The 12,085-nt window shown below is 50.3% G+C and carries 10 protein-coding genes; 8 read left to right on the forward strand and 2 right to left on the reverse strand.

Going from position 1 to position 12,085, the window contains the following annotated elements; translation table 11 throughout:
• Positions 1-11 precede the first annotated feature (11 nt).
• Entirely contained in the window at positions 12-1,475 is a 1,464-nt protein-coding gene (locus tag EDM21_RS04455; protein ID WP_157333804.1) for a sensor domain-containing diguanylate cyclase, read from the reverse strand.
• A gap of 564 nt (positions 1,476-2,039) precedes the next feature.
• Here EDM21_RS04455 and rpoD point away from each other — a divergent pair.
• From rpoD to EDM21_RS04470, 3 genes are all read left to right on the forward strand, one after another.
• Positions 2,040-3,017, forward strand: a complete 978-nt coding sequence (gene rpoD / locus EDM21_RS04460; protein ID WP_235918024.1) for an RNA polymerase sigma factor RpoD — start codon at positions 2,040-2,042, stop codon at positions 3,015-3,017.
• 231 nt (positions 3,018-3,248) lie between these two features.
• Positions 3,249-5,228: a type I pullulanase gene (gene pulA / locus EDM21_RS04465; RefSeq protein WP_157333258.1), complete on the forward strand. Its 1,980-nt coding sequence runs from the start codon at positions 3,249-3,251 to the stop codon at positions 5,226-5,228.
• 235 nt (positions 5,229-5,463) lie between these two features.
• On the forward strand, positions 5,464-6,255 hold the full coding sequence (locus tag EDM21_RS04470; protein ID WP_166541820.1) for an NAD-dependent epimerase/dehydratase family protein: 792 nt from the start codon (positions 5,464-5,466) through the stop codon (positions 6,253-6,255).
• 74 nt (positions 6,256-6,329) lie between these two features.
• Here the strand turns inward: EDM21_RS04470 and EDM21_RS04475 are convergent, their stop codons facing one another.
• Positions 6,330-6,509, reverse strand: a complete 180-nt coding sequence (locus tag EDM21_RS04475; RefSeq protein ID WP_157333260.1) for a hypothetical protein — start codon at positions 6,507-6,509, stop codon at positions 6,330-6,332.
• A 285-nt stretch (positions 6,510-6,794) separates the two neighbouring features.
• Here EDM21_RS04475 and EDM21_RS04480 point away from each other — a divergent pair, with 285 nt between their 5' ends.
• The 5 genes from EDM21_RS04480 (at position 6,795) to EDM21_RS04500 (ending at position 11,795) form a co-directional block, all read left to right on the forward strand.
• Positions 6,795-7,118, forward strand: coding sequence for a PadR family transcriptional regulator (locus tag EDM21_RS04480; RefSeq protein ID WP_157333261.1), 324 nt, complete (start codon positions 6,795-6,797; stop codon positions 7,116-7,118).
• Positions 7,111-7,668 (forward strand): HAAS signaling domain-containing protein, encoded by a 558-nt coding sequence (locus EDM21_RS04485; RefSeq protein ID WP_157333262.1) that lies wholly within the window; start codon positions 7,111-7,113, stop codon positions 7,666-7,668. The genes EDM21_RS04480 and EDM21_RS04485 overlap by 8 nt, the downstream gene beginning before the upstream one ends.
• Positions 7,658-8,404 (forward strand): DUF4097 family beta strand repeat-containing protein, encoded by a 747-nt coding sequence (locus tag EDM21_RS04490; protein ID WP_157333264.1) that lies wholly within the window; start codon positions 7,658-7,660, stop codon positions 8,402-8,404. The genes EDM21_RS04485 and EDM21_RS04490 overlap by 11 nt, the downstream gene beginning before the upstream one ends.
• A 205-nt stretch (positions 8,405-8,609) precedes the next feature.
• Positions 8,610-9,380 carry an ABC transporter ATP-binding protein gene (locus EDM21_RS04495; RefSeq protein ID WP_157333266.1) on the forward strand — a complete coding sequence of 257 codons (771 nt, stop codon included), beginning with the start codon at positions 8,610-8,612 and terminating at the stop codon, positions 9,378-9,380.
• Between the two features lie 6 nt (positions 9,381-9,386).
• Positions 9,387-11,795, forward strand: a complete 2,409-nt coding sequence (locus EDM21_RS04500) for an ABC transporter permease (RefSeq protein WP_157333268.1) — start codon at positions 9,387-9,389, stop codon at positions 11,793-11,795.
• Positions 11,796-12,085: the final 290 nt, after the last annotated feature.

Genomic DNA, 12,085 nt, shown 5'->3' on the forward strand with positions numbered 1-12,085 from the left:
TGATGCAGGGTTTATAGATTGTTCTTGTACAGACGCTTGGCTTTGTACATTTCAGAGTCTGCTGCGTGGATGATATCGTCCACCGTCACTTCCATGCTGGATTGAAATAAGAACAAGCCATGGCTTAGAGATAAGGTGAACGGCTGCCTGTGAAACTGATTCAGCTTTCTGATCTCACCGCGGATCCGGCGCCATATTAGACGGACATCAGCCAGGCTTCTATGGAAAACGATTACAAACTCATCGCCGCCATAGCGGAATAGGTAATCTTGGGGGTCAATGCCGCTTTGCATCACCCGGCAAGCCGCGTGAATCAGCTGATCCCCTTCGGCATGCCCGTATCGGTCGTTGACCTCCTTAAGGTTGTTGATATCGACGAAGCAGACGACGAATTCGGATCCCAGTTCCTTGGCCTGCAGCAGTTCTTCTTGAAGAAGGGCAAGACCGTGTCTTCTGTTCAGAACCCCGGTCATCGCATCGGTTGAGGCATGTTTAGTGAGCTCGATTTCGACCTTTTTCAGCTCCGTAATATCGGTAATTCCCGCGAGTATACAGCTTTCATTCTCAAACTCGATCTGCTCATAGTTTATCATGGCCCATTTGGTAGTCTGCTGAGGCAGAGTAAGCTGGCAAATATGATTCTGGATGCTGCCCGTGCGCGACAGCTCTTCCATAATAGCCTGTTGATCGGCCCGGCTGCGATAAGTAATTCCGGCGTCGATTGTAGATACATTGTCGGAATGAATGTGATAATACTCGGCTGCTTTGGCGTTGAGCAGCAGGATTTTGTCATCGCGGATTCTGGATAGAACAAGCGGATACGGATTTACGGCAAACAGCTTCCGCAGACTTTCCTCCTGCTTATGGAGCATCTCGGTATGGGTGAAATCTTTTTGCCGGAAATGATAGAAGGTACAGACGATAAAGAAAGCGATGACCGCCGTTGCCGTCGTGTTGGTCTGTTTGCTTAACAACGTATACTTATCGTCACTGGTCAGGAAAAGGACAATCAGGAACAAAGGATGAACAGAGAGCAGGAGGAACAGAAAATTCCTGGGCTTGAGAGGAAGGATTATAGCTGTGCTGAGCAAAATGATAATATACGCATCCACGTTTCCTGTCAGACTCTGGCTGTTAATCGAAGAGACTGCACCGATCCCTATATAATAGCCGGCATACAAATGGGTGATAAGAACAGGTCCGATCATTTTTTTAAAAGAAGGCTTCCTGCTGTAGAACCGATATAAACCGAGAAAGAGTACGGACACGGGAAGGCTGGCGCTATGAATCAGGATAGATCCGAGACGGTAACCGGAGAAAGGAAAATCTCTCAGCTGGACAAAGTCGATATAAAAATAGTAGGGATAAGTCAAAATGAGCAGAATCGAAATGAAGCGGATCCGCAGCAGGAGATGGCGTATATGGGATTCGTCAAAAACCGCGCGGGCAACGGACGGTTGCAAGTAAGAAGTCATGGGAGACAAGAGAGATTCATCCTTTATGGAGATACGTTTTATGACTATTCTAACGCACCGGAAAGTTATCCTTCAATATAACATGACGAATAAAGGTTATAGAAAAGGACTGTTTTTGCCTCTTTGTCACAGAAAATTCCATTAGTAAACAGCATTTATCCATATAGGCCGAAACCTTAGGCTGGACAGGAACGTTAAAATGAAATAGGCAGCGAGAAGAATAGGGAAGAAGGGGAAAAGGGAGGAATTCAAAGGAAATACAATCTTTGCTATTTTGACGGATAGGTGGTAGAATTAACGGTTCGTATAAAAATAAGACCCTCTCGCGAATTAACGCAAAAGGGTCTTGAAAAAAAACAGTTTTTATGTTAAAATTACATGTGCTCAATTTTGTATAGGTATTTTAAATATATCATAATTTTACACTAGCGTCAATACTTATACTTTGTAAGGTATTATGAGGGATGGAAGCATCACCTGCGGGCTTATCAACACAGGTTAGCGTATAGAATAGCTTGCTGGAAGCAGGCTGGGCCCGATTTCAGGAAGCAGGGAGCTGAACGAATGGCGAAGGATCAAGCGACGGGAATAGAGATCGAAGCTGTGCTGGGATCGGTGAACAAGGCGTTCACCGGGCAAAGCAGAGGGGGCGCAGCGGGCGAATCTCGGGAGCAGGATGAAGTAGTGGATGATCTCTCTCTGCCTGCAGGCATCAAGATTGATGACCCTGTACGCATGTATTTAAAGGAAATCGGACGTGTCGGACTTCTCACCGCCGAGGAAGAAGTGGATACGGCAAAGAGGATTGAACAAGGGGACGAACAAGCCAAGCAGAGACTGGCAGAGGCCAATCTCAGGCTTGTTGTGAGTATTGCCAGGCGCTACGTTGGGCGCGGCATGCTTTTCCTGGATCTGATCCAGGAAGGCAATATGGGGCTGATGAAAGCCGTAGAGAAGTTCGATCATACGAAAGGCTTCAAATTCAGCACCTATGCGACATGGTGGATCCGCCAGGCAATCACCCGCTCTATTGCGGATCAGGCCCGGACGATTCGTATTCCCGTACATATGGTTGAGACGATCAACAAACTGAACCGCGTTTCCAGAGAACTCCTCCAGGAACTCGGACGGGAGCCCGCGCCTGAAGAGATTGCCGCTTTGATGGAGCTCAGTCCGGAGAAGGTTCGCGAGATTATGAAGATCGCTCAAGAACCGGTGTCGCTCGAAACGCCCGTCGGCGAAGAAAGCGACACGAATCTGGGCGACTTCATTGAGGATCAGGACGCGCTGGCACCGGCGGACGCGGCAGCATTCGAGCTGCTCAAGACGCAGCTGGAGGACGTGCTCGATACGCTCACTGAGCGGGAAGAGAACGTGCTGCGTCTGCGTTTCGGGCTTGACGACGGGCGTACCCGTACGCTGGAGGAAGTCGGTCAAGTCTTCGGCGTGACCCGCGAACGGATTCGCCAGATCGAAGCGAAGGCGCTCCGTAAGCTGAGACATCCGAGCCGCAGCAAGCGACTCAAGGACTTTCTCGAATAATCCGGCAGCTTCCGGACGAGAGAGTGAACCCGGTTGCAGGCGGTTTGTTCGTGCCGCAGCAAGCTTGTTTTTGACTGTCTAAAGTAAAAGGCGTACTCTTGTAGTACGTCTTTTTTTGCGTAAAAGATGGAAATTCAGCTCCCGTTTTGTCAACAATAAAGATGTAATCGTTTTATTAAAAACCGGTTATAAACGTATACAGCTCTAAAATTTAAAAAAGGGTGTGAGCCTATGGCTGTTCAGAAGGAACCGGACTACGCCATTGACTATGGAGATCGGGCTGCTTCCGCGGGGATTTCAGTGTTTTCAGAGCAGTTTGACGATGCTTTTTATTACGACGGGGATGACCTGGGTGCGCGGTATGCACCGGATCGGACCGGCTTCCGGCTATGGGCGCCGACGGCATTCGAGGCCTTCCTGGTGCTCTATGAGAGCTGGCAGGGGGAACCGCAGCAGATTGTGGCTATGGAACGGTCTGTAAAAGGAACTTGGGCAGTGACTGTCCCCGGGGACCTCGAAGGCCTTTATTATACGTACCGGGTCCGGATCGGCGAACAATGGAATGAAGCGGTGGATCCTTATGCGAGAGCGGTCGGCGTCAACGGAGACCGGGGATACTTGATTGACCTGTCCCGGACGAACCCTTCTGATTGGCTAAAGACAGACGGAGGGCTGCGGGGCGCAGGACCGGAACCGGCATCTGCCGTCGATGCCGTTATATACGAAGTGAATATTCGTGACTTTACGGTTCATCCGGCAAGTGGTGCCGCCCATAAAGGGAAATTTCTCGGTTTAAGTGAACCGGGTACACGTGGACCCGGAGGGATTAAGACGGGTCTTGATTATCTGGCGGATCTTGGCGTTACGCATGTGCAGCTTATGCCGGTATACGATTTCAGCACGGAAAGCGTAGATGAGACCCGCCTGGAGAACGGCCAGTATAACTGGGGATACGATCCCAAGAATTACAATGTGCCGGAAGGCTCCTACGCGACGGACCCCTATGATCCGGCCGCCCGTATCCGGGAATTGAAAGAGCTCATCGCTGCGCTCCACAGCCGGGGACTGCGGGTGATTATGGATGTGGTTTATAACCATATGTATGACGCTTACCGCGCTAATTTGACGAAGCTTGTCCCAGGCTACTATTTCCGCTATAAAAGTGACGGCACCCTCTCCGACGGGTCTTTCTGCGGCAACGAAATGGCCTCGGAAAGACGAATGGTGCGGAAATTCATTCTCGATTCCGTACTCTACTGGGCGAAGGAATACCGGATGGACGGTTTCCGCTTCGATCTGATGGGACTTCTCGATGTCGGCACGATGACGGAAATCCGCATGAAGCTGGATGAGATAGACCCTTCTATGATTCTGATAGGGGAAGGCTGGATCATGGAGACCGAGCTTCCTTGGCCGGATAGAGCCAATCAGCAGCAGTCGGCCCGGCTGCCCCGGATCGGCCAATTTAATGATGTGCTCAGAGACGCGGTCAAAGGGAATATTTTTGACGCGCAGTGGAGCCGGGGGTTTATCGGCGGCGATACGCATGCCGCGTTCGGGGTAAAACTGGGTATTGTGGGAGGCATTCCTTATCACGAAGGCATGAAGCTCTTTGCCCAGGAGCCGGGGCAATGTGTGAATTTTGCGGAGTGTCATGACAACCGGACACTGTGGGATGGAATTAGCCTATCGGCCGGAGAACGGCCGGATGAGGTGCGCAGGCAGATGCACCGGCTTGCGTCCGCGATCGTACTGACGAGCCAGGGAATTCCGTTCCTACATGCCGGGCAGGAGTTCATGCGGACCAAGAACGGAGTCGAGAACAGCTACAATTCGCCGGATGAGATTAACCGGATCGACTGGGAGCGGTGCTTCGAGCGGCAGGATGATGTGGCCTATCTGAAAGCGCTGATTGCGCTGCGGGCCGGGCATCCTGCTTTCCGGATGAGAAGCGCGGAGGAGATTCGCAGCAGGCTGTACTTTGAGCATGCAGCCGGGCACTGCATTGCCTACACCCTGCGGGATCATGCGGGTGGCGATGCGGCAGCGCATCTGTACGTGCTGTATCACGCGGGAGAGGGAGATACCACTCTCTACCTGCCGGAGCTTGGCGAATGGAAGATTCTATTCGGCGTGGAGCACGTCAGAAGGCTGGAAGCAGGCGTTCTGGAGGCAGGCGGAATCGGAATGATTGTATTAGCTGTCAGCTGAATAATCGCTATAAGTGAACCCGGTGCCGGAGGCAGCCGGGTTTTTCTATGCCGACAGACAGAGCGGTTCGGGTAACCCCGCCTGTACTTACCAAACTGTACAAAAAGAAAGAATAAGAGATTACAGATTTAACTGGAAGGGTAAATTTATACAGATGGATCTGGAAATCGTCGGTTATTACAGCTTCTTGTCAGGAGATGAGAGTCTATATATTGGGGATAGAGGAGAGATTACTGTGAAGCGGAAAATTCTGATAACCGGTGCTTCCGGCATTATCGGGCAGGCCATTATGGACGGACTGCGCGGAATAAGGAAGTACGAAGTGTTGGGAGCGGATATTGAGGCGGATGAGAAGAAGGGGATTGTTCCACTGGATATCAACGACCCTGTCAGGCTGGAGGAATTGACCAAAGGCGTGCATACGCTGCTGCACATTGCATGGGCCGAGGACGATGAGGATTTTCTGGGCAAAGTACTGCCCGTCAATGTAGCGGGCGCTTATCACGTATACGAGGCTGCGCGTAAGAATGGCGTCAAACGGGTTATTTTCGCCAGCTCCAATCATGCGACAGGCTATTACAAGGTTGGTGAGGATGTGGAGGTAACCGATCCCTACCGGCCTGACAGTTTCTACGGCTTGAGCAAATGTTACATTGAACTGCTTGGCAGGCTTTATGCCGATAAGCATAATATTTCGTCCATTAATATGAGGATCGGGAATTTCCCGGGAGACGACCGGCCTCATTCCGAGCGGTCCGCTCATATTTGGATTTCCTCCCGGGATATGGTGCAGTTGGCCGTACGCTGTATCGAGGCGGATTCTTCGATCAAATTTTTGTGTTTGTACGGCACGTCTAACAACTCGGGGAATTATTACGATATCGGCTATTTGAAGCAGATGATCGGTTATGAACCCCAGGATGACGCTTCCGAGCTTCTGGAAGACGCCCGGCGGCGCAAGAAGAAGATCAAGCAAGACGAGACCTCTTATCAAGGGGGAGGCTATGTGGATAAGCGGCCTTCTTGAGTGCCATTTCCCTGTCAAAAAAGCCCGGAAGAGAACACTTCGCTGAGTGTTCTCTTCCGGGCTTTTCATAGCTGCTAGAAGCCGTCTTTAATCTGCCGGGCTGTTAAGTCGTAGTCCCATCTCGTATAACGGCTTAATTTCTCAATGGTCTGGGTCGCACCGCTGTTTTTAGCTTGCAGGCTTGGGGATGCGAAAACAATCGTGCAGGCGGAAATACCGATTCCGGCAATCATGCCGGATACAAACTTTTTCAATGGAATCACTCCCAGAAGAGGATTAGGGAAGGGAAACTAAAGATGAAGACGTATCAATTCAGGAAATGTTTCCAAATGATAGATCCCGGATTTCCTTTTAAACGTAAACCGGCTTCCTGGTTCCGTCCCCGTTCAGAACGGCTGCCGCATGGACCATGGGAGTCCTTTATTGAGGTTGAAAAAGGGGCTCATTCCGTACCTTGTAAAGTTTTCCATATTATGCTACCATAGCTTTACATGGTACCTTGCAATAATTAGTACCAAGCAAAGTGATGGTGAATAACCATGAATGTACAATTCAAGAAAGGCGTCCTGGAGCTGTGTGTACTCGTATTGACGGCACGGCAGGACCGTTATGGATATGAACTGGTGGAGCACATCTCCCGCAGGTTCGAAATTGCGGAAGGGACCATCTATCCGCTATTGCGCAGATTGACGCTTGACGGTTTGTTCTCTTCTTATCTCAAAGAATCCACGGAAGGGCCGCCTCGCAAATATTACAAGCTCACAGAGCAAGGACACGTAGTCATGAGCGAGCAGATTGCGGAGTGGCGGCTATTTGCCAAAGGCGTGGAGGAAATGATTGAGGAGGGACAATCCGGTGAATAAAGAAACCTACTTGCGCGAATTGGCCCGTTACCTGAAGTCTCTGCCTCAACTCGAACAAGATGAAATTTTGGGCGATTATGAAGCCCATTTCGAACATGCCGCTTACCGGGGCCGCTCGGAGGAAGAAACGGCTCATGGTCTCGGCCAGCCGAAACTAATCGCCAGAGAAGTGCTGGCCCAGCTGCAGGTCCGCAAGGCGGGACTATCGCCAACGCTCGCCACGGTCACCAAAGCGGCGCTTGCTACGGCAGCTCTGGGCACCTTCAATCTGGTGCTGGTGCTGGTGCCGTTCCTCGGGAGCCTCTTCCTGCTCGGCTGCTGCTATCTGCTGGCACTGGCATTGCTCGGATCGCCGGTCATTATGCTTATCCAGCACGGATTTGCGGTATCCCTGCTCAGTGATTTATTCCTGATGCTGGGCTACATCGGGCTCGGAATCATCCTGATTCTGGGTCTGTTCCAACTTACGAAATGGTACTTCAGACAAACGGTACGCTATTTGAACTACAATCTTCAAATGGTGGAAAGGAGATACAAGAATGTCGGTTAGAAAGCTATTCATTCTCGCGGGGTCGTTGATCGGTATTGCCATAATCGGTAACGTCATTCTGTTCTCTATGGGCCAGTCCCCTTTTAATCTCGTTGAATTGAATCAGAAGCAGAGCGTAAGCACCGATGGATTACGGGAAGTGAAGGTCGAGTCCCATATCGGGGAGATCGAGGTTATACCTGCAGACGGGAATGAAATCCAGGTTCAGATGAACGGCAAGGCTACACGCAAATGGGAAAAGGATTATGAGCTGACGGCCGTCAAGAATAACGGTGTGCTGACAGTCGAATTCAAAGAAAAGGGCGGACTGAGAGTGTTCGACTTGTACAGTAAAATCAAGCTTTCGGTAGCGATCCCGGCAAATACGGGAGTAGAGCTGCTGGAAGTCAAAACCGATACGGATCCGATCCGGGTCCACAACATCCGATCCGGTCAATTTGCCTTCAGCAGCGATACGGGCAGCATCGATGCAGATGTGCCAAGCGGCCAGTTCGATGTCAAATCGGACACTGGTAATGTGACCCTCCGGTTGAAGGAGATCGCCGGTCCGATCACCGTCGTTACAGATACCGGTCATATTACCGTCCAGACGAGTACAGCTCCTGCGTCCCTGAGTACGAACCTGCAGACCGATAGCGGAGTAAAGAAAGTGACGCTGCCGGAATCGGCAGGAAGTGCCGGTCCTTTAGTAGAATTGCGATCCGACAGCGGTGATGTAAGTTTGCTGAACGAATAGAAATTTTTATACCTCCTAACGTATTTCCTACTCACAATACGGCTAACAGCCTGCCAAATCTACCTCAATCGTTTAAACCCCTGAACCAGCTGAATCTGCAAGTGACAGTTAAACCGATCCGTTATTAGCTACCTTCTTGTTGTGAGAAATGCCGGAAATGGGCGTCGTGCGTCTAAGTGTATCCATTTTAAGGAGGTAATGAATAATGCTGCAAGTTGTTAATAAAAATGTAATTTTGAATTGCTCCGGTTTAAGAAAAACGTATGCGACCGGGACCGAACTCTTCCATGCCGCTAAAGATATCAATCTGGAGCTTTACGAAGGTGACTTTACCGTTATTATGGGCAGCTCCGGGTCCGGTAAGTCCACCCTGCTGTACATGCTGAGCGGACTCGACAGTGTGACCTCGGGAGAGATTTATTTCAAGGGCAAGCGGATTGATGATTATTCCGAGACGGACTTGGCTCATTTTCGCGCTAAACAAATCGGTTATGTATACCAGTCGATCAATCTCGTACCGGATTTGACACTTTTCGAGAATATCGCTTTTCCGGGATATGTGGCGGGCTTCAGCAAGAGCGAAGTGAAGGGAAAAGCTTTGTCGCTGATGAAAAAAATGGGCATAGACGGCCAGAAGAACAGGCTGCCGTCCCAGGTATCCGGCGGACAGCAGCAGAGAGCGGCCATAGCCCGCGCACTCATTAATTCCCCGGAAATTATTTTTGCCGATGAGCCTACCGGTGCACTAAGCCAGGAGCAGGGAACGGCGATTCTCGACATTCTGACCGGGATGAATCAGCAGGGCCAGTCCGTTGTGATGGTGACGCATGATCTGAAGGCGGCTTGCAGAGCCGACCGGCTCATTGTCGTAAAAGACGGCCGCATTGCGGGTATTCTCGAACTGGATAAATTCCGGGAAGAGAACATAGACGCCCGCGAGAAAATGATTTATGCCTTTGTCTCGGGAAAGGAGTGACGGACGATGTATCCCATTTGGCTGCTTTGCTTATCCAATTTAAAGAGGAAGAAAGTCCAGACGGTATTTATCGGCCTGATCATCATGCTTGCTTCCTTGCTGTTCTCGACAGCAATTGTGGTCATGAACAATACGGGGAGTATTTACTCCGATTTTCACAACCGGGTCAACGGCTCGCATGAACTTCTGAGGCTAGAGGAAGGACTGCATGATCCGGCTGTTGTTCACGAATGGTGGGAGAAGCAGTCGGGCGTGACCGCATCCGAAATGATGCGATACCGCTATATAGCAGGCTATTCCCATGGTGACAAGGCCTATCCCAATACGGATTTGTTTATGATGGATACACCGGCCAGGCCGATGGCTGTCGATCAGCTTGTCTTTGTGCAGGGCAGCCAATCGCCGGTTCCGCAAGCCGGAACGATTTGGATTCCGACTTCCCTCGCTTACGCGAACAAGATCAATGTCGGAGATACGCTTTCGTTCCAGAAAGATGCCGAAACCCTGCAGCTCCAGGTATCTGCCGTGGTAGTCGATATTCCTTACAGTTCACCGTTCACCTCTACATCGAGAATCTGGATGAACACTCAGGACTATAAACAGAGTCTGTCCGTCATGGAGGGGAAAGACCGGCACATGATGGGGCTTAGATTCGATAACTACAGCCAGAGCGCTTCTTATTGGGCGGCTTTCGAGAAGAAACTGGGCACACCTTATCTGGAATCGGTGTCGAGATTTGAAAGTTTATCGTCTTTCTATATGATTACGAATAAAATGATCGGCTTCATCATGATTTTCCTGGCCGTGTTTATGATCATCGTAGCCCTCTACACGGTTGGATTCACTATCTCCGACGCGATCTTATCGAATTACAAGACGATCGGGGTGTTGAAATCGATGGGCTTCACTTCGGGAAAAACCGTCGGGATTTATGTCATTCAGTACGCGCTGCTGGCTGTTGTCGCAGTTGTGCCGGGCATCGTGCTCAGTTATTTCTTCTCGCGGACCGTTGTGGAGATGTCCCTGTCTTATCTGAGGACACCGGATTCAGGAATCGGGATTGAGTTCGGGGCATCGGCGGTTATCGTCGGACTGCTGATCATCGCTACCGTAATTGCGGCGGCGTACTTCTTCTCGAATAAAGCCCGCTCCATCCAGCCGGTTCAGGCCATCCGTTTCGGTATGTCGGAGAAGGATTCTGCTAAAATGACGCTTCGGATGAAGACGTCCAGCGGCAGGCTGTTCGGGTTTGACCGCCTCCCGATTCCGGTCTCGATCGGGCTCAGAGGAGTAATGAAGAATACCCGGGGCTCGCTGCTGATGGCGCTGATCTCGGCTTCGACGACTGCCGTGCTTATCTTCGGATTTGTCTTTATCTTCAGCATTGTGTCCATGAACACGACTATTGCTTCTTGGGGATACGATTCCTCGGATGTCTCGCTAAGAATCGACAATAACTTGCAGGTATCGAACAAGGAGTTTGAGCAGGATGTCCTGGCCGATCCCAGAATTAAGAACCACAGTCGTCTGGGGGAGATTAACGGTGTGCTGCCAGTAGGCTCTGCAGGTAATTCCAAGCCTGGCGAAGATTCGTTAAGTGTAATCATGTCCGTTGTAGAGGGCAAATATGACGATATCGGAGTCGTTAATCTGGAAGGGCGCAATCCCGCCGGGCCGAACGAAATCGCCGTCGGAGTCAATGTGGCCCGGACGCTTAACAAATCCGTCGGCGATTCGCTGGACGTCTATATTCAGGGCGAGAAAACAACGCTGACCCTTACGGGTATCTATCAGGCAATTGCAAATATGTCTTATTCCGCCCGGGTACCGGTAGAGGCGGTACGCAGCATCCAGCCTGACTTTGATGCTATGGACGCGTACTTCATTAATCTCCAGCCCGGTACTTCTCCCGACAGCTTTGTTCAAGAAGTGGAAGGCAAATTCGGCAGTGCCGTATGGGCAGCCACTCACGAATCACTCGTGAAGCAGGTGTTCTCTCAAGCTGTAGCTGTACTTGTACTTCCCATGACGATTATGGGTCTGCTGTTCGTCATCGTGACCCTGGTTATCGTCTACAGCATATGCCGCATCAACATCCGTAAGGAACAGAAAACATATGGAATTTACAAGTCAATCGGGATGACATCCAGAGAGATACGGTCCGCAGTTACGTCGGGTACGCTGGCCCTGTCCGCAGTCGGGGCGTTGGCAGGCATACCGCTGGGCCTATACGGACTGCCCGTTCTGCTGAATTATATTTTGTCGGATTACGGGATTGTTAAAATGCCGCTCATTATGAATTGGGGAGGAATCGGGACTGCTGTACTGTTAAGCTTCTTAGCAGTAGGCTTCGGATCATGGGGAGCTTCCAAAGTAGTCAGAGCCACATCTCCGCGAATTCTCACCGTCGAATAGAATAAGATTCTAAAAGCAAACGATCAGCATTCGCTGCCGTTTGCTTTTTTTTAATTTCATGTAATGATTGTAATTTTACTTAAAAAAGTTTAGAATGGTTAAAAATTGTTAATTTACAAGAACTATATCTTACGAATTATTGACATCTTTTTACCCGTCGATGAAAATAAAGGTAATAATCTTTAGTGATTCATCACTCTTCTCCTCAGACACCTTCAGAGCTCGGCCATGCCAGACTCTAATAGACTCCCAGCTAGAACTCTTTGGCCTTACACAATCCATTCCAGCCG

The organism is Paenibacillus lutrae (genome assembly GCF_009757775.1).
GTDB lineage: Bacteria > Bacillota > Bacilli > Paenibacillales > NBRC-103111 > Paenibacillus_F > Paenibacillus_F lutrae.

What these genes read in the sequence shown, in the direction of transcription:
- EDM21_RS04480 (WP_157333261.1), top strand. Translation starts at nt 6,795, where the DNA reads ATGAATGTACAATTCAAGAAAGGCGTCCTGGAGCTGTGTGTACTCGTA.
- EDM21_RS04455 (WP_157333804.1), bottom strand. Translation starts at nt 1,475, where the DNA reads ATGACTTCTTACTTGCAACCGTCCGTTGCCCGCGCGGTTTTTGACGAA.
- EDM21_RS04490 (WP_157333264.1), top strand. Translation starts at nt 7,658, where the DNA reads ATGTCGGTTAGAAAGCTATTCATTCTCGCGGGGTCGTTGATCGGTATT.
- rpoD (WP_235918024.1), top strand. Translation starts at nt 2,040, where the DNA reads ATGGCGAAGGATCAAGCGACGGGAATAGAGATCGAAGCTGTGCTGGGA.
- EDM21_RS04495 (WP_157333266.1), top strand. Translation starts at nt 8,610, where the DNA reads ATGCTGCAAGTTGTTAATAAAAATGTAATTTTGAATTGCTCCGGTTTA.
- EDM21_RS04500 (WP_157333268.1), top strand. Translation starts at nt 9,387, where the DNA reads ATGTATCCCATTTGGCTGCTTTGCTTATCCAATTTAAAGAGGAAGAAA.
- pulA (WP_157333258.1), top strand. Translation starts at nt 3,249, where the DNA reads ATGGCTGTTCAGAAGGAACCGGACTACGCCATTGACTATGGAGATCGG.